This window comes from Proteus sp. MB838 (assembly GCF_054767435.1).
The window spans coordinates 17,216-36,468 of the sequence record NZ_BAABMO010000019.1 but is presented as its reverse complement, the minus strand read 5'-3'; the positions used below and the strand labels follow the sequence as shown (position 1 = coordinate 36,468).

The following is a 19,253-nucleotide window of genomic DNA, read 5'->3' as shown; positions in this document are numbered from 1 at the left end:
GTTAAGATTTAATTTTATTTTTATGATATTAATCAATGTATATTTAAAAATATGTTAATAAGATTATAATTAATAAAAATACTTATTTACATAATCTGTCACTTACAATTATTTCTTACACCTGTTTTTAATGGAATAACCTGATGAATAAATTAACTCCATTACGACCTATACCTACCTTAATTGCTGTTGCTATTACCCTTATCATTTGGTTTGTTATCCCTGTTCCCCAAGGGGTAGATCCCAATGCTTGGCACTTGTTAGCGCTGTTTGTTGGTACTATTGCGGCTATTATCGGCAAAGCCTTACCTATAGGGGCAGTATCTATTATTGCTATTGCGCTTGTTGCCGCAACAGGCGTCACTAACCCAGACTCAACTAAAGGCGCGATTAATGATGCATTAAGTGGCTTTTCCAACAATCTTATCTGGTTAATCGGTATTTCTATTATGGTTTCAATGAGTCTTAATAAAACCGGATTAGGTGCTAGAATTGGTTACTATTTTATTTCGTTATTTGGTAAAAAAACCATTGGTATCGCTTATTCTCTAGCTATTGCAGAAACGATCCTCGCCCCTGTTACGCCAAGTAATACAGCTCGAGGTGGCGGGATTATTCACCCAATAATGCGATCTATTGCCGATAGCTTTAATTCAAAACCCGAAGAGGGTACTAGTGGTAAGATTGGTCGTTATTTATCGCTAGTCAATTATAATATCAATCCTATCACCTCAGCGATGTTTATTACTGCAACCGCGCCTAATCCTCTTATTGTAAGCTTAATTATCGGTGAAACAGGGCCTGAAAATGAGTTAACTTGGTCAATGTGGGCAATAGCGGCTTTTGTTCCCGCCATTGTTTCATTATTTTTAATGCCGATTGTGATCTACTTTTTATATAAACCAGAGATAACCCATACGCCGAATGCTCCCCACTTTGCCAAAGAGCGTTTAGCTCAATTAGGCCCTATTTCATTGCCAGAAAAAATCACTTTGGGAGTATTTGCACTGTTATTAATTATGTGGGCAGGAATACCCGCACTATTATTTGGTGATGCTTTTAGTATTAATGCGACTACTGCGGCTTTTATTGGTTTATCAATCTTATTATGTACTGGCGTATTAAATTGGGATGATATTTTAAAAAACAAAGGTGCATGGGATACCGTGGTTTGGTTTTCCGCATTAGTAATGATGGCCTCTTTTTTAGGAAAATTAGGTCTAATTAAATGGCTCTCATTAAGTGTGGGTGCCGGTATTGATAGTATGGGGATAAGCTGGGTAAGTGGTATGATATTACTCGTGCTGATTTATGTCTATTCTCACTATTTCTTTGCTAGCACCACGGCTCATATTACCGCCATGTTTGCTGCATTCTATGCCGCAGGTTTAGCTCTTGGCGCGCCACCAATGTTATTAGGACTTATTTTAGCTTTCTCTTCTTCATTAATGATGTCTTTAACTCATTACGGTACAGGTACTGCACCGATTATTTTCGGCTCAGGCTACGCGACCTTAGGTGAGTGGTGGAAAGCAGGTTTTGTTATGAGCATTGTTAACCTCATTATCTGGATAACCCTTGGTAGTTTATGGTGGAAGGTGCTGGGGTATTGGTAAAATAATAAAAACCAAAATATGATGCCTAATCAGTCTGTTAGGCATCATATTAACTAGCGCCAAAGTTCACACTTTTCGACAATCGTCTCAGAATGATAATAACTTTCTTTATAGGCTATTCCTTCTTGATCAAAACAATCATTTATATCCTGAAAAAAATAATTTAATTTAACTTTAAAAATATAAGATAATAAGTAAATTACATCCACATGAATATTGCACTCCCCATTTTCAAAGCGTGATTGATGTTGCTGGCTTACTCCTAATAAAGCACCAAGCTCACTACCCGTCATACCATGTTGTTGTCTTAACATTTTTATTCTTGCGCCAACTATCTTTGATATTTTTTTATTCATAATCGCCTCGAATGACAAAACCATATCGAAAAATATATTATTATCACTCATATAAGATATTTACTGTTGCTGTTGAGTTAGCACTACCAGGCGTTATTTTATTACCTGTTTTTATATATCTTGCTTTCCAACCAAATATATAATCACCGGAGGAGACCCCATTTTGTAGACTATTTTTTGTATTTAGTTTTATCGGGTTATTGTTTTATCTAATAACTGAATGGCAACACCAGTGGCTCGATTAGTGCCCGATAGGTTTAATTTCCCTGTATTTGCATCTATATATCCAGCACTACTTGTCACTGTCGCTTTAATGTTAGTGCCAGCCGCACAGTTTAATGTAATAGGAACATCTACACTTTTACTGACATCACCAATATTTTTAAATTGAGTATCATACCAAGTCCCCATATTAATATTATAATTTGATGATTTTGCAGTACATTTTAATGAATTTATCTTTATTGCATTAAGAGGCAAATAAAGTGAAGTTAAGTTCCAAGTTGTGTTTTTAGGTTGTGTATTATTTTGTACTGCTTGAGCAATCTTGCCCCATTGAAGGCTTCCTGATTGCGTTACTCTGCCTGTTTTTATAATTTTGACTGTCCAATAAGGGGTAAGAAGTCGATAAGAATTGCCACTTGGGTCCTTTGGGGTCAAATACGTTGTATTTAATGCACCTATTCCAGCAAATTTAACCTGTATCCCAATACCCGCAATATTGGTCTGTGCTATTTTATTCGCATTAGGCAACCAGCCATTAGTATAATTGGCAGTGATTGATGCGTTCCCACACCGCCCATCGTTACCTGAAAAAGTTGTTATAGGCCCATTGGCATAATTAATCTGAAACTCATCTAATACTCTTGTCCCTATATCATCATATTGAATTGAATAGGTTTTATTGGGGATCCGAGCCTGAATATTTTTTAAATTAGGATTCTGAATACAAGCTGCAAAGACGTCAGCAGAAAAAAAGAAGATTGTACCTAATAAAAAAAGTCTTTTACCCATCAAATGGTTCATTTTTATTACCTACCATATTTGATATTTTATTTTCTATTTCTACTTTCTCTTCATCATCTAATTGAAAAAGATCACTTAAACTAATACCGAAAAAGCAAGCATATTGATAAAGCCTATCTAGACTCACTCGATTAATTCCCCGTTCATATCTTGATTGCTGCTGTTGACTTATACCTATTTTCTTAGCCAATTCACTTAATGTGAGGCCATTTACTCTACGGTAATAAGCGATTTTTTTTCCTACCATCTTTGATGCTGGATAAGAGCGATTCACTTGAAACCCCTTTATGACACATTTAATTATAAATAAGAGTAAATTCAAGATGGCTCTTAAATGATCCCACCGTTATATTATTTCCATAGCCAACCATTCTTGCCGATAAAGCAAATTCAGCATTATGGTTATATTTATTAACAGCCGTCATTAATTTATCATTATTTTTTACAATACCTTTATTATTTTGCATTGCTAAATTTAGTGCTATATCTTTAGCCGTCCCACTATTAATAAAATATTCCGAATAATTAGGAACACTTTGGCCTCTTAAAATCATAGTGACTTTCTCTGTATTAACTGGGCAATTTTTTAATTTTATAGAAAAATCTATCCAGTCTGATGCTTGACCATTTTTAATATTTCTAATATTGATTTTTTTTAAATCAATTAAGTGGTTTTTCGTTTCTAACTCACAAGGTGAGGCTACTACTGATCCATATACATTAATATTAACAGTATTGCTTAATGCGATAGGAGAATATGAAAATAATAAAAATAACGTTAGTGATTTCCACATAACACCCTCTTTTTATTGATAAATAAGCGTTGCTGTTATTTTGGCGGACACCATCCCCGGTGTTGCATTACCTAATTTACTAAATGCTCGTGTTCTTAGTGGAACAGTAACCGATGGTTTACCATTAACCGCGATATATAAATTTTTTCCATTACCTAATGGAATTTCGCCATTACTGTTTTTATTTTGTAATTGAACGGCAATATTTTTTGCCGTCCCCTCATTTTTATATAAATTATTCACATCTGCATTATCAGGCGTTCCAGAAAAAGTCAGCTTTACTTGATTTACCCCCGGAGAGCAATCTATTAACTTAATATTAAAATCATTCCAAACAGAACTAGAGTTTACTTTATTAAATAAACTTTCTGGCATTTGTTTCAAATCAATATTAATATTTTTACTACCAGAAACATTACAAGTCGCGGCTTTTATATTTCCAGAAAATTGAAGTGTCACAGTACTTCCTGCAGATGAAAAAAAACTTATTCCAATAGTAGTTATAAGAAGGGAGAGCCTCATTACTTTTATCATTTTACTTTCCTACAGGTAGCAAACATCAATAGCTATAAAAATAACCATGTTTGATATTTAAATTAATTAATAGCAAGTTACAGTAGTTTTATAGAGCCCTAAATAATCTGGAATATCAGATAGATCATAATTTACCTGACAGCTTTCATTGTTGTATTTAATAGTAAAGTTTCCTTTCTGTTTTAGCCCTGATAAATAAACTTCCCCATCATTACCTACAATACTATTTAACTGACTATTGTCTTTAAAAATAGCTTGAGCGCCAAATGGTACTGGCTTTTTGTTTTCCAAATTTATCGTCATTAATACACGATAGCCTACATTGGCTGAAAAATTCGCTTTTACTAAAGCCCCTCGACTCGGTAAAACCGTCTGACTGGTAAGTTCCATTTCAGCATTCTCTGGCAATCTTAATGTATCGATCTCGACAGTATTTTTACGATATGGTGTGACATAAGGAACTAATGCATACCCTGAGTTATTAGTCCTAACTCCCGCTTGATTTAATATCGTAATATCACCCGCATTAGGAATATCTACGATTGCCGCGGTTTCTCCCAGTTGCTGTCCAAAAACAACTCCCTGAGAATGAGCAACGACGCTACCGCTCACACCATAGTAAAGATTATGATTATCTTTGCTATAACTGTACCCCCCCGTAATATCACCTAGTTGGCCTTTGTAGGATGCATTGATATTTCCAGAAGATCCTTGATCTTGATTGGTAAATGCTTGTTGCACACTCCAATTTAGTCGATTATTTAACTGAGATGCCGATATACCTACACTTCCTGTACTTGAACTATTATTGTTACTATTCGCATTAAAATTATAATAAAAAGTATTATCAAATACGCTAAAGGGCACATTCACCGAAAAAGCCAACAAATGTTCATCATCATTTTGTCTTTTCTGATCAGAAATATAAGAATGATTAACTGTATTTTTATTGTAGGTATAATTTATTCCATAGCTGATACCTTGCCAGCTATTATTATAACCAAGTGTTGCTGATTGTTTTTTGCTTTTGCTGTTCCAATAATCCTCTTGTATATATCCGATAGCTAAAGAGCCATATTTATCACCTAAATTTTGATTAAGTGTTATCTCCGCACGATGACGGCGTTGCTCAATTTCAGGGCTATAATGAGTACGACGAAAACTATCAAACACTTCAGATAAACTATAAAAGCCACTCGTTGAATAGCGATAACCTGCTAAAGCAATATTGGTTCCTATATTGTTCAAATTCTTATTATATCTAAACCGATAAGACTGACCTTGTTGCTTCCTTCCATCATTAAAAGTTGACTTAGCCTGTGTAACATCAACAGAAACAGCACCAAATGAGCCTAAATTTTTCCCAACACCTAGGGAGTAAGATTGATAATTTTGACTCAACTGACTTCCCCCATAAGCAGTAGTGCCATAAGGTAAACCATAAACTAATGTAAACTGACCAAACTTCGTTTTATCTACATTATTATCATAAGCACGATATTCACCGCCCGTTACGCTATAAGTGAAATGACCTTCACGCTGTAATACAGGTAAAGAGGCGAAAGGTACGATTTGATGTTGCTCACTACCATTAGCACCCTTAATCGTAACGTATAAATCCCCACTACTACCTGATGGATATAAATCATTAATTTCAAAAGGGCCAGCTGCCACTTCAGTTTGATAAATAGTATATCCATTTTGTTTGATAGTTATTTGCGAGTTACTTTTTGCAATCCCTCTAATGATAGGCGCATAGCCTCTTAAACTTTCTGGATACATCTCATCATCTGTTGATAATTGCATGCCTCGAAACGGAACACTATCAAAAACATCAGATGAAGATATCCCATCCCCTAGTATTAACTGACTTTTTATTTTATTTATATTTCTAGATAAATAGGTATAAAGGGTGTTCCACTTCCCTGATTGATTACTTGTACTCGACCATGTTGTGTAGTTTCTTAAACGCCATGGTCCTAAATTTAAACCTGGTCTTAAATTTATATAATTTGAAGTTGTATTTGAACTGCCATTCTTACGATCATAGTTTTTAGAACCACTATAACTATAGTTTAGTAATAAGGCATTTATACCATTATCAATATTATCTAACTCTATATATCCTCTTGGGTTTTTAGATAATGCAATTTGCGGAATACTTAAATATAACCTTTGTGAATCAAAATCTAATTCACTTTTAGCTTCTGGTATCGCAGACAAATTGACACAGCTAGTATATTCAGAATAAAGCCCAGGATAATCTGTTGTTTTAACCCCAAAGTCATTTAGATCATTTACTGATAAACAAGGTTTAAGCTGATTATTTTTATCTTTATCAAATCTAATATTTTTAGTTAAAATTAAATTAGTGTTAACATAAATATCAACATAATAGTCACCTGCTAGCTGTTGGTTATTCTCAAAAGAAGATAAATCAATAATATCTTTATTTGGCAGCTCTAAAAAATCTGGATCAAAATAGATATCATCTAAATTATTATTTTCTGCATATAATAAAGCTGCATAGCCTAAGTATAAAATGAGGCTAATACATACCTTACTTATTTTCATATTAGAAACCTAATTATTATATTCTAACTTCGGATAAATCCACATTAGCCCCATAATCATTAATAAGCTCCCAGCTTATAAGACCATGTTCATTATTATCATTTATATCAAATGATTTAGTTGAAAAAGGTTTAGCATAAGAAACATCATCAACCAATTTTCCATTGAATTTGATTGTTTGAAAATTCATAAAATAAGGTGTGGGATTATAAACTATGACTTTCCCTCTTTCTTTTGACCAAGATAATTTCTTTTGTTCTTCTTCAAAATTAACGTCTTTTAGACTTTTAGGTCTATAGATCAATTTCATTTGCGTTTTAAATGCAATTTGTAATGAATTTTCTGTTTTTTCTGTAGCAGGGATCGTTTTTATATTTAACCAAAAAAGAGATTCTTGATCACTTGGTAGCCCTTCTTCTGTTAAAAAGATCCTCAATGTATTCTCTTTATCTGGATTCAATCTAAATAAAGGTGGCGTGATCGTAAATTTTGACTGTTTTTTTCCTCAAAATCATCTATCCATGACTGGATCAAATAAGGCATTTTATCTGGGTTTTTCACGTTAATGCTGACATTCTTATTGCCTTCATTATAAATTACCCTTGTGCCACTAATAATAACACCTGCATAAGATGTATTAATAATAAATAAAGAAATAAAAAATAGAATAATAGACTTCATATTATCACCATAAAATGATTGTATAATAAGGTTTAAATCCCTTTAAACCTTATGACTTACCTAGTTATTTTTAATTATAATTAATAGTAAATGTTGCATTCGCATTTGCTAAACCCGCAGTGACAGAATCTGTTTTAGCAATATAACGAGCTCTAAAGTCTAAATTATTTTCAACACCTTCTTTTAATGGATAAGTTTTAGATGCGGTAAATAAAGGGACAACGGTATTTGCATCATCCGTAATTTGAATACCGACACCTGTTGCCACTCCCGACTCTTGTTTTAGCGCAATAACAGTATCGTCTCCAGAATAAGTCTCTGCATCAAATTTAACAGATGCAGTACTTACTGTTGCAGGGCAATTAATTAATTTAATCGTAAATTTAGTTGCCGCAGCAGTAACTCCGGCACTAGGTAATGCTGTTTTAGATACCTTACCTAAATTAACTTTTAGAGCATCAGATCCAGCTGCTAATTCACATGCGTTATCGATAATTTCTCCTGTAAAATCGATTGTCCCATCTGCAGCTAATGCATTATTCGCGACAAAAATAGACGTTGTAGCAATCAACATTGCAATAAAGCTTTTTCTCATTTATTTCTCCAAATAATTATTTTAAACACATTGAGATAATAGAAATAAGATTAATTAACTCAATACGCGAGTATTATCTATTTATTATTTGAAATAAACAAGTTTCGGTTATTACAGTATAATGTTGATAACATTTTAATATTAAATAGTGTTATTAACTAATAAAACACAGTATAAGTTAAACAATATTTTTTACTTTTAATAAATCTTATTTTTAATAATTTGAAACAAAAATAAAAACAAAAATAAAAATAAAATTTTTCTTTTTTAAATAAAATATTTTTTTGTTTTTTTTTATAACTCATATAGTGTTAATCGTATATTAATGTTCAATAAAAATGAGTTTTCTGATTAAAATAAAATAAATTCTAGCTGTATATAAGCTCTAAATGCTTATTTAATCAACACTATGGCTAAAAAACATCAATACTATATTCTAAATACCTGTATAAGTTAGTGATTTACTCTAAAGAAAAGCTAAGAATTTTTTCAAATTTATATAAAAAGCATTATTTATCACAAAAATCACAGTTCGATTGTTTTCCAACCAAAAAAATATTTACTATTCATTTTTAATGATAAAAATCAAAAACCATGCTTTGTAAAAGGAAATACTTTGGTGTAAAACTAAATTTAGTTTTTACTTATATCGCATTAAGCAAAATTTTACGCCACGTATCTATTAGGAAGCACTATGAAATATCAAGATGTAACAAAAACCCCCTGTGAGAACGCTTATTTTCTAGTCTTTAATCTTATTAACTCATCAGAAACTCGCCCTACTCTTATCGACTTTTGTAATAATCTATCAGGTCTTCTTCGTAGTATGAGAACCCGTTTCCCTGAATTAGACGTAAGTTGTGTGATGGGATTTGGTGCTGATGCATGGTCTAAACTATTCCCTAATCAAGCTAAACCGCGAGAATTAAATACCTTTAAGCAAATCAACGGCGATGTGTATACCGCAGTATCGACACCTGGCGATCTGTTTTTTCACATACGGGCATTAAAGGTATCTGCTTGTTATGAATTAGCTGCAATTATTAGCCAAAAATTAAACTCTATTGCCACCTCAGAAGATGAAGTACATGGTTTCCGCTATTTTGATGGTCGCTCAATTATTGGCTTTGTGGATGGAACAGAAAATCCTGAGTTTGAAGATGAGCGTGTCGCTTATGCGGTTATTGGTGATGAAGATCCACTGTTTACCGGTGGAAGTTATGCATTTGTACAAAAATACATTCATGATATGACAGCTTGGGAAAACCAATCTCTCATCGAGCAAGAAAAAGTGATCGGTAGGCATAAATTCAATGATGTTGAACTAACTGATGAAGAAAAAGATCCAGGCTCACACAATGTCGTCACTAATATTCAAGATGAAAACGGTGATGATTTAAAAATCGTACGAGCAAATATGCCGTTTTCAAATCCCTCCAAAAATGAATATGGTACCTATTTTATTGGTTATGCTCGCTATTTCTCAACAACAAACCGTATGTTAGAAAATATGTTTGCAGGAACACCTGAAGGACATACCGATAAACTACTAAAATTTAGTACCCCCGTCACGGGCACATTATTCTTTGTCCCATCTCCGGCGTTTTTAGATGATATAGAATAAAAGTTGATTATCAGTACAAACAAAAAGCTAATAGCAATAGCTCATACACTGCTCTATATTCGGTAAGAACAAGAAAGAGCTATTGCTATTCAATATGATGACGGCATTTACTTACAATATTAAGCGCCTGATCAGTCAACCAATACCCGCAAAATAGCACTTCCTTGAAAACTACCTTCAACAGGGTTTCTTATATCATTAGGATGAAAGGTTGATGTGATAGAAAATGTTTTTGCAGCACCTGCGTTAAGTTTAAATTTACCTTTATATTCGGTATCGTTATATTTCAACTCACAAGAGCCACCATTACCACATTTTGTATAGTTTTCCGTTTTTCCAGAAACAGGTGCACTTCCTATTAATGAAACGGATACTGATGCATCATAATCACACGTTAGTTGATAGTTATAAGGTGGCGTCACATTGTTAATAGATTCTTCTGGGGTCATATTTCCATGAGATAAGTTAATAACTTGGTTTTTAATATTACATTTACTTGTGATACTCACAGGAATATTAATATAACTATTCATATAAGGCTTCATTGCATTACCAAATTGAAGATAACCCGTACTGTTACCACCAGACCCTTTATTTTCTTCATAAGCCCATGCAAAAGGAATATTTAAATTATATGATCCCGGATAAGCCGTCGCTCTGGACACTGCCACAGTTAATGACATAGAACGATCTAACGGAAGCACTGCAGAACCTAATCCCCAAACGGTTCCAACACTATGGCAACCACTCGGTGACTGCTTAGCATAATAATTTGGCCCTACATAAACCTGATTATTGTTATTATTGGTACCTGCTAGTGTCCAAGAGAGATTGGACAAATAATAGCTCAATCCTGATGAATGTTTTTGCCAAGTATTTGTTTGTGGCAATCTAATCCAATAGCGGTAATTTCCTTCTTCTGCCATTGAGCCTGAACCACTACAGTAAGAAGCGATAACCCGCCACCCTTTAACCTGAGGTATGGTCACCTTAATTACACCACTGGCGTTAGCATCTGTCACATTAAGCGCAGGGGCTGTTGCTGATGCAGTACTACCATTTGACGGTACATGCAAAAAATTTTGTTGCCAGCCTACCGCATATGGTGTGGCTAAAGAAAATAAAGCTATTCCTATTAATGTCTTATTCATTTAAACCGTCCTACTTTTTAGGATTACATAAACCTCAGTCTCTGATACTCATCATTGACTCTGTTTTAGGTTTAGTTATAAACAATGCTTAATGATGCGGAGGCCGTAAAATTTCCAGGAGATAAATCAGCAGTACCTGTTTTAAAAGGAACAGCAGTAATAGTAAATTGGCTCCTGTCTTGCCCTGTATTAGAAAAACCTTTTGTAATGGCATAACCTCGAGGGGCTGAACCATTCAAACGCAAAGGATTATTCTCATCAACACTCTCTCCTTGATATAAGGCAAGGCCAAATCGATTTGAATTCACGCTATCTGCGGAAACTTTAAGCACATTATCAGGCGCTCCAGCTAACTGAATGCCAGATACTTTGACGTAAGGTGAGCCCTTAAAATAAGTACATGTAATAGGAATATTTTTTGTGATAGCGCTTGTTTGACCATCGACTTTATAAGTCATTATTTGATTAAAAGAAAACTGTATAGGGATATTATTATTAACAACACAAGGTGGAACATAAATAGCGCCTGTAATAGCTATATTTATATCAACTGCCCGTGCAGTTCCTGATAGTAAATATAAAAAAATAGGCAGTATAAAATATTTACTTTTATTCATAAGAAACCTCAAATTCTACCGTGGCATTATAAACTCCAGGTACAACACTTTTTTCCTGTATTGCTTTTGGTGTCGCTTCAACAAATGCATTAAAGGTCAGCAACATCGTGCCATCGTTAAGTTGAGTTCCATTTCCACCGTTATGGTTTTCACCTAAAGTAATACGTTGGTTTCCATCTATATCAATTAATCCAATGGCTAACTTACTTTTATTAACGCCAGATGAAAGTGTAAGGTACTTTTGTTGTTCAGCCCCCATCTCTGGCTCTGGCTGCCCATTAAATTTAATTTTCACTGATTTCCATAACGATTTTGCATCACACTGGATCAGTTTAATGGTAAATTTTTCTGCAGGTCTAACCGCAGGATATTTCCAATAATCCCTTGGTGTGCTATTTAAAAAAACCACATTTTGATTTAAACTTGGCTGATCAATTCTACATGGCGTATCAATCAAAGTACCATCAAAATTCATTGTTGTAGCCGCATTTGCAACAGGTAAAAAAATAAGCATAAAAAATAATATTTTTACCCATTCTCTATAAAAATAAATAACCATATGATCTACCTTAAATTAATTATACTGCAATTTAAGAGTTAATATATTTAACTTCCGGTCAAGAATATTTCTCTTTATTTCATCTGAAAAGAGGTAATTCAAAATAACATTATCTTTATAATGCTTTAATCTATTCATTCTTATATCAATATTTTCTACGTTATCGTTGATTTTATTTGTGAAACTTAACACACTAGTAAACGCAGGTTTACTATTTGAGCTGTTTTTAAAATCACTATAAATATTACAACCACCAATAACGACATCAATATCTTTTATGTATAGCTCTTTTAAACTAATTTCATTCGAAATAAGCTCACAAGGAGCATTTAAAAATGAGCCTTTTATATATATAAAACCATGTTGATTTTTTTCATTTTGATTATAAAAATCAATTTTTGCTCTATTAATATTAAAAAATGATTTATCTCGAGCAACAGGTTCTGCAAAGCCAATTTGAGAAATAAAAAGGCCATTAATGTAAAGCATCAACATAAAAATAAATTTTCTATTCTTCACCTTTCTATCTCCAAAATCAGTTTTTATTTTTTCTCTGCTACACAACGATTAGCTTGACATTGAAATTTAATTGTCGGTCTTCCACCATAATCATTTATATAAGATAAGTATGGCGTTGAGTACACTTTACTATTAACCCTTTGTGACGATTTAGGGGCAATCATGACTGCATTAAACTCAGAATCAACCGCTTCTTTCTTTGAACCACCAATACCGAATACAGTGACGTAATAAGGTGTTGGATTCTCTATTTCATAACCGTCAGATAGCTTATTTAAAACTAATTGATCTTGCCAAATAGCATTTGGCTCTCTCAATATTTGTTTCGGTCTATAAAACAATTTTATTTTTGTATGTAAGGCAATTTGTAATACATTATTGTCTTCAGCTTTAGGTGGAACTTCTCTAACATTAAAATAAAATAATGTTTCTCTATCGTTAGGTAACTTTTTCAATATCTGGTGTCGCAGATACTTTAATTAACGCTTTATCACCAGGCTCTAATCGCTGAACTAATGGTGTGGCAATTAATGGCCCTAGCTCAATTTTTTCATTCTTATCATTTTCAATCCATGTTTGGGCTAAATAAGGTAATTGTTTATTATCATTAGTAATATTAATAACTAATGCATTTGACCCACCTTCGTATATAGCTCTTGTTCTATCTAAAGAAATTGCTGCATAGGAGTTTGATGTAACCATTAATCCTAATAATAAAAATGATATTTTTTTCATTTCAAGACCTTTGTCGTTTATTAATTACCGATATTTATTTTTCACACAATAATAATATCTTATTACTCGGTTCTATTTTATTTGGAAGTTTAGCGACACATTGTTGTTCAGCTCCCCAAGATACTCTAATTTCTTCATTTGGGTTAATACCTGTTAGCCAAGCAAAACCATCATCACTAATTATTCCTAGCTCTCGTCCTTTAGCATTACTAATTATTGAACCAAATGGTGGATAAGAGTTATCAGCTAACCTAATTATTGCAAAGGCCTTCTCACCTTTTAACACTTCAAATTTTCTATAACCAATAGCACCTTCAGTTAATGAAGATTCTACAATCGCCTGTGTCGCTTCTATATTATTAGGTAATTTAGTTAAATCGATCGTTGTTTCATTGCGATAATAACTATTAATATCGGTAACAACACCATAACCCCAATTATTGGTTGTTACACGGCCACCATCAACTGGTACTCCTGCAACACCTTCAGTATCAACTAATAAGCGAGTACCACCATTAAATCCATCTGGGTGAAGTGCTGCTCCTTTAGCGGTAATCGTTAAGCCCCCATTAGCAGAAAAACCAAATGATGAGGTATTTTTATTTGAGATAGTGGCATTCGCATTAATATTAGCGATTGAAGTATAGCGTCCATAATAGCCAGAGAAGCTTGAACTACTATCCATATCATCGCCATATGTCGTTGAAACATTTAAATTATAATTAGCTAAGTTATCTTCCGTGGTATTAAAGTACCCTATATTATGCGTATAGTTCCCCGAATTTCTTGAGCCATCATAATTTATAAATCCTCTATTATTCTCTAATGGAATACTGACTCTCGCAAAGAAGACATCATTATCTTTGCCATAGTATTTAGATCTCGATGCAGATAAATTTAATGAAATATTTTTAACTGCAAAAACATCCATATATTTATTTAAGTTAATAGAATAATAATCGGAATTACTTTGATCCCAATATGTCTGATGATTATATTGCACCCCAATTGATGTGTTATATTCAGAAAGACCTTTATTAAAGGTTACTGTATAGAGTTCTTTCTCTTTTCCAGTAAAATCATCACGATAACGTGCATCTAAATAATTTTGCATCGTCATATAATTACGTTCATTAAATCGGTATCCAGCGAAGGTTACATCCGCATCCAAATTATCAAAACGTTTAGAGTAACTGACTCGCCATGACTTACCTTGCATAGTGCCACGATCAGGTAATCGAGCATAAGATTGTGTAATATCGGCAGATACCGCACCGAAAGCGAACATATCGCGCCCAACCCCAAGTGCTACACTATTATAATCACCGGCGAAAATGGTACCACCATACATAGTCCAAGCATTACTTAAACCAAAAGCAGCTTCAGTCGTACCAAATATAGGTCCTTCTGTATTATGTAATTTATCTCTAGAGCGTCCAGCAACAACCTTATAACGAACTTGTCCCGGTCTTGTTAAATAAGGAACATAAGCTGTATCAATTTGAAATTTATTCGTCTTTCCATTTTGCTCAATAATCTCAACATCCAATTTACCACGTACCGAACTGTCTAAATCTTGAATGGCAAATGGACCTGCGGGTACTGTTGAATCGTAAAGAATACGTCCTTGATGCTTAACAACTACCCTTGCGTTAGTTTCAGCGATCCCTGTAACTTGTGGTGCATATCCCCTTAGTTGAGGAGAGAGCATCCGATCATCACTTTCTAAACTAATCCCCGTATAACGCCAAGAATTAAATATATTGGAGTTTATAAAGTTTTCACCGATGGTTAGGTTAGACTTTAAACTGCGGATCGCGCGATATCCATAAACTCGAGTAAAATTTAATAAATCTTTATTGTTTTCCGCATCACCAGAGGTTCGATTATAATTCCCTTGATAATCAGAACGAATACGCCAGCTACCGAAGTTATAACCAACAGTACCATTGTAATAAATACTTTGCGTATTGCTTCCTTCATGAGGGATATTAACATTGGTGTTAATATTATAATCAAGGATCAAACCTGAGATCCCATCATCCCAGCGAGATGGTGGTAACCAAGTAGCACTTGTATACTCAAGCCATATTTGAGGTATTTTAATTGATAATATACCTTCATTTAATTTTGTTGTAACTTCAACACCATCTAGGCTTAATAAGTCAATACATTTTCCATCATTCCATGTTGGTAGATTATTTTCTATTTTTTCCTTTAATCCTAAAGATGAAATAATATCACCTGTTAAACAGGCTTGAGATAACAGTTTTTTATTTTCATCTTGAGATTTATTTTCTCTTTCTAATACGTTAACAGTATATGTTGATGAACCGATCCCTTGTCCATTAAGTACTAAGTTAAGCTGATATTTACCCGGTAAAATATAACCGGCTTCACTAAACCTAGCAAAGTTAATATTATCTTTAGATTTAGAGTCAACAACATCTAAGTTAAACTCTACAGAATATACATTTTGAGAATAAATTATAAATAATATAGTTGCCAAAATGCTTGTAGATCTTCCACTCATATTCTCTCTGTTCATATTGGCTAATAACCTTGATTATTTAAGTCTTAAAGTTTTAATGAGAAGTTGAAAGCAGCTAATCATTCATAATTTATTTTGAATAAAACGCTTGCATAATAATCACCAGGAGTAATTACATCCAACTTTTTTACAACGTCTATTTTGTAATATAGATATGTATTATCCCCATCAACATATATTAATGGTAATGACTCTCCAGAATTAGCGCTATATCCATATTCATCTATTATTTTAAAATAGACTTCATCACTGTTATTAAATGAAAATAAATCAGCTTTAGATCCACTAACATCTGAATAAAATGTTAAAGTAACGCCTTTCACTTTATCGATATTTTTAGTCTTATTAATAAATTGGCAATCAGATAATTTTATTTTTATTTTTTTACTCGCTAATAAGTCATCATTATTGTTCATTTTATTAACAGGTATAGTACCTAGATCAACTAATTGATATTTACTATCCATATCTAATGTGCAAGCAGGCGAAATTACTTTTCCTAAAAACTTTGCTGTTCCTTGCCACCAAACTTTATCTGATGGGATATATTTATCCAATACAGCTCCGCTTGCATATGTTGAAAAGATTTTAGTGAAAAATAATAATATTATGATTTTTTTAAACATAGATTTTGGCCTTAAATAATCGAGAGCAGATTAACTGCTCTCGTTAAATTTAATATTTTTTATTCATAGGCTAATGTGAAGTTTGTTGTAGCGTTAAACTCACCTTCAGCAATTGTTCCGTTTGTTGCTTTCTTAGCCCAAGCTGTATACATCAGCGTATTATCATTATTACCCAGTGCTTGTAATTCACCTGCTTCATTGAATTTAACCATTGAACCAGTTGTTGTTCCTGAAATAACAATAGCAGTCCCTGTATTACCAGTTGTTGCTAACTCTTCTGTTGCACCAGTAATAGTATTTCCATTAAAGGTTACTTTTACGCCTTTATAAGAACCTGCAGCACCAGTATCAGAACCGGCTTTAGTTAAATCACAATTAACCAATTTAATTGGGATTTGTTTAACTTGAGAAATACCATCTTTCTCTAATAGGCTTTTGCTGATTTGACCAAAATCGATAGCTTGGTTAGCACTTTCGGTAGCAATACCACAAGGTGCATCAATAACTTTACCAGTGAAAGTAATAGTACCATCACCTGAAGCCGCTTGAGCAACAGTCGCAGAAAAAGCCATTGATGCAATAGCGAACATCGCTAATTTATTCAATTTCATATTTTTACCTTTATATTTAACGTAGGAATTAAAGCGTTAAAAAATTAACTATGATATATAGTTACACACATTATCCTCATCCCATCCAGAGATGATATTGTTACTTCCATTACTTTTAAAAACTTATGACTATTTAAATTTTTATATAAAATTTAAACTGTATTTATACAGATGATATAAATCATCTAAACACGCAAATAGAATGGAAACGAATCACTATTTTTTAATTTATGTTTTATAATATCTACGACAAGAACTTTTCGATAAAACTCAGACCAGTCAGCATCCAATAATTTTAATATCATATCTAATGTTTCAATATTGATACTTGTTATTCCATTTTCATATCTTGATATTTGTTGCTGACTCACATCAAGTAATTCGCCTAATTGGGCTCCTGTTAGAGATTTACGTATACGAGATTCTCTAATAAAATTTCCAATATTCTTCCTTAATAATAAAGAATCAGATCCTCTATTCTTATCGATATTCATGAAAAGCCACCTTCGTATATGTAAATTACCACTTACTTTATTCTCATTAATAAATTTAAATAGAAAAATTTAAAATACGATTTACATCTGATTTGCAGAGACAATAGTTTGCTTATCAATTTATGTAAACATGTTTAAAACGATAGATAATCAAAATACGATAGTTTACAACTATTGTTTGTTAAATCTTTATCTATTTTTTGTTTCATGTATGTAGAAAAAAATGAATAAATTCAATAGTAAAATTACTTAGTCTAAATTCGTTAATAAATGCAATTTTACACGCACTGCGTGTTAATTATTTTCACTTAAGTTAAATTAATTTAGTTTGCTTTAATTTTTGCGATATATTTACAATCAAAAAAAGAGCATCTCAATAAGATAAAATTAAGTAATTGATGTTTTTTTAATAATTACAACGTTCATTTTGCTTAAAATAACACGGCTATATTGATTAGATATCCCCATCAAAGTGGGTAAAAATTATGATGAGAAAAATCGGTTTTGCTCAAATTCGCAAATCAATTTTTTTAAAATCATACTAATTCAGATATAAAAATAGCTGGTGTCTATCTCAAAAATAAGATTAGTAACAGGGTTTACTGACAATGTCGATTAAAAATCAGACGACCAAGCAGAAAAAGAAGATGTAAAATGGGTTGGATAATATGAGAAAAGACAATATGGGGGCTTAAAGATAACGCCCAATAAACCATCTGGGCGTTTAATCGTTTCATTATATCAAGTCAGATCATTACTTATTTATTTGCGTCCTTTTTTAAGGTCTCAAATTGTGTTTGATTTAGGCCAAAATCGCCAAATTTAAGTAACGCAGGATCATGGAAGTCACTACCGCCACTTTTTAGCAAACCAAATTTATTAGCATAGTTTTGGGTCAGTTCATAGTCGATAGGTTTCATTCTAGAATGACTTATTTCTAATCCTTTCAATCCAAACTGGACATATTTTTCTATTTCATCATAGTTGTCATAGACACATGGGTGAGCAAGTATAGGAATACCACCGTCTTGTAAGATAGCAGCAATTCCTTCATCAACAGGGATATACCCCATTTTTAAGTCTGTTTCTATTTTTGTTTTAGAGCCAAAAAGTTGTTTATAACGCTCTTTGGTCATTTCCTCTGGATATTTTTCTCTCAATGCTTGGAATATATTCATTTTAAAAACGATATTATATTTTGAGAACTTTTTCGCATCTTCATAACAAATATCGTAGCCTTGTTGATTGAGAGATAATATTAATTCTCGGTGAAACTGATCACGACAGTTAAGAGTGTTATCACACAGCTTGTCAACGTTGGGCGTTTTTTCGTTAAGCCAAAGTCCCACTACATGGACTTTTTTATAAACGTCAAAGTCATAACAACTCATTTCAACACCTTTGACGATATTTAATCCAAGACGCTCCCCTTCTCGGTAAATTTCGTCATAATGATTGGTAGTATCGTGATCGGTGATCGCAATAGTCTTAATGCCGTTTCTAAATGCATTTTCAAGGACATCTTTTATTTCACAAACACCATCACTATGGTTTGTGTGAACATGTAAATCAGCATAGATCATGAAGAAG

General features: G+C 32.9%; 17 protein-coding genes and 3 pseudogenes. 2 read left to right on the top strand and 18 right to left on the bottom strand.

Annotation, left to right across the window (positions count from 1 at the left end; all coding sequences use genetic code 11):
* Positions 1 to 143: 143 nt before the first annotated feature.
* Positions 144 to 1,616 carry an anion permease gene (locus tag ACYUCW_RS10050; protein ID WP_004244306.1) on the top strand — a complete coding sequence of 491 codons (1,473 nt, stop codon included), beginning with the start codon at positions 144 to 146 and terminating at the stop codon, positions 1,614 to 1,616.
* Between the two features lie 53 nt (positions 1,617 to 1,669).
* On the opposite strand, the gene ACYUCW_RS10045 is transcribed toward ACYUCW_RS10050, so the two are convergent.
* The 8 genes and pseudogenes from ACYUCW_RS10045 to ACYUCW_RS10010 form a co-directional block, all read right to left on the bottom strand.
* Positions 1,670 to 2,023 (bottom strand): helix-turn-helix domain-containing protein, encoded by a 354-nt coding sequence (locus ACYUCW_RS10045; protein WP_004244307.1) that lies wholly within the window; start codon positions 2,021 to 2,023, stop codon positions 1,670 to 1,672.
* Positions 2,016 to 2,998 (bottom strand): annotated as a pseudogene (locus ACYUCW_RS10040) (fimbrial protein). Before ACYUCW_RS10040 ends, ACYUCW_RS10045 begins: the two are co-directional and overlap by 8 nt.
* Entirely contained in the window at positions 2,979 to 3,272 is a 294-nt protein-coding gene (locus tag ACYUCW_RS10035) for a helix-turn-helix domain-containing protein (RefSeq protein ID WP_004248670.1), read from the bottom strand. The pseudogene ACYUCW_RS10040 and the gene ACYUCW_RS10035 overlap by 20 nt, the downstream one beginning before the upstream one ends.
* 22 nt (positions 3,273 to 3,294) lie before the next feature.
* On the bottom strand, positions 3,295 to 3,792 hold the full coding sequence (locus tag ACYUCW_RS10030; protein ID WP_004244312.1) for a fimbrial protein: 498 nt from the start codon (positions 3,790 to 3,792) through the stop codon (positions 3,295 to 3,297).
* 12 nt (positions 3,793 to 3,804) lie between these two features.
* A complete protein-coding gene (locus tag ACYUCW_RS10025) occupies positions 3,805 to 4,326 on the bottom strand; it encodes a fimbrial protein (protein ID WP_460408515.1) in 522 nt (173 codons plus the stop codon).
* A gap of 66 nt (positions 4,327 to 4,392) precedes the next feature.
* Positions 4,393 to 6,900: a fimbria/pilus outer membrane usher protein gene (locus ACYUCW_RS10020; protein WP_004244315.1), complete on the bottom strand. Its 2,508-nt coding sequence runs from the start codon at positions 6,898 to 6,900 to the stop codon at positions 4,393 to 4,395.
* Positions 6,901 to 6,916: 16 nt separating this feature from the next.
* Positions 6,917 to 7,581, bottom strand: a pseudogene (locus ACYUCW_RS10015) (fimbrial biogenesis chaperone).
* A gap of 70 nt (positions 7,582 to 7,651) precedes the next feature.
* Positions 7,652 to 8,176: a fimbrial protein gene (locus ACYUCW_RS10010; protein ID WP_163748871.1), complete on the bottom strand. Its 525-nt coding sequence runs from the start codon at positions 8,174 to 8,176 to the stop codon at positions 7,652 to 7,654.
* Between the two features lie 694 nt (positions 8,177 to 8,870).
* On the opposite strand from ACYUCW_RS10010, the gene ACYUCW_RS10005 reads away from it, so the two are divergent.
* Complete coding sequence (locus tag ACYUCW_RS10005; protein WP_163748858.1) at positions 8,871 to 9,800, top strand: Dyp-type peroxidase; 930 nt, start codon at positions 8,871 to 8,873, stop codon at positions 9,798 to 9,800.
* 131 nt (positions 9,801 to 9,931) lie between these two features.
* Here the strand turns inward: ACYUCW_RS10005 and ACYUCW_RS10000 are convergent, their stop codons facing one another.
* From ACYUCW_RS10000 to ACYUCW_RS09955, 10 genes and pseudogenes are all read right to left on the bottom strand, one after another.
* Entirely contained in the window at positions 9,932 to 10,951 is a 1,020-nt protein-coding gene (locus tag ACYUCW_RS10000; RefSeq protein ID WP_004244321.1) for a hypothetical protein, read from the bottom strand.
* 71 nt (positions 10,952 to 11,022) lie between these two features.
* On the bottom strand, positions 11,023 to 11,568 hold the full coding sequence (locus tag ACYUCW_RS09995; RefSeq protein WP_004244322.1) for a fimbrial protein: 546 nt from the start codon (positions 11,566 to 11,568) through the stop codon (positions 11,023 to 11,025).
* Complete coding sequence (locus tag ACYUCW_RS09990; RefSeq protein WP_004244323.1) at positions 11,561 to 12,127, bottom strand: fimbrial protein; 567 nt, start codon at positions 12,125 to 12,127, stop codon at positions 11,561 to 11,563. The genes ACYUCW_RS09995 and ACYUCW_RS09990 overlap by 8 nt, the downstream gene beginning before the upstream one ends.
* Positions 12,128 to 12,142: 15 nt before the next feature.
* Positions 12,143 to 12,646, bottom strand: coding sequence for a hypothetical protein (locus ACYUCW_RS09985; protein ID WP_004248673.1), 504 nt, complete (start codon positions 12,644 to 12,646; stop codon positions 12,143 to 12,145).
* Between the two features lie 23 nt (positions 12,647 to 12,669).
* A pseudogene (locus ACYUCW_RS09980) lies at positions 12,670 to 13,381 on the bottom strand (fimbrial biogenesis chaperone).
* 34 nt (positions 13,382 to 13,415) lie between these two features.
* Positions 13,416 to 15,914, bottom strand: coding sequence for a PapC/FimD family outer membrane usher protein (locus ACYUCW_RS09975; RefSeq protein WP_004248675.1), 2,499 nt, complete (start codon positions 15,912 to 15,914; stop codon positions 13,416 to 13,418).
* A 77-nt stretch (positions 15,915 to 15,991) separates the two neighbouring features.
* Positions 15,992 to 16,558, bottom strand: a complete 567-nt coding sequence (locus ACYUCW_RS09970) for a fimbrial protein (RefSeq protein ID WP_004248677.1) — start codon at positions 16,556 to 16,558, stop codon at positions 15,992 to 15,994.
* A gap of 59 nt (positions 16,559 to 16,617) precedes the next feature.
* Entirely contained in the window at positions 16,618 to 17,169 is a 552-nt protein-coding gene (locus tag ACYUCW_RS09965) for a fimbrial protein (RefSeq protein WP_004244332.1), read from the bottom strand.
* Between the two features lie 185 nt (positions 17,170 to 17,354).
* A complete protein-coding gene (locus ACYUCW_RS09960) occupies positions 17,355 to 17,663 on the bottom strand; it encodes a helix-turn-helix domain-containing protein (protein ID WP_004244333.1) in 309 nt (102 codons plus the stop codon).
* Between the two features lie 758 nt (positions 17,664 to 18,421).
* Positions 18,422 to 19,246 carry a PHP domain-containing protein gene (locus ACYUCW_RS09955; RefSeq protein ID WP_004244334.1) on the bottom strand — a complete coding sequence of 275 codons (825 nt, stop codon included), beginning with the start codon at positions 19,244 to 19,246 and terminating at the stop codon, positions 18,422 to 18,424.
* Positions 19,247 to 19,253 lie beyond the last annotated feature (7 nt).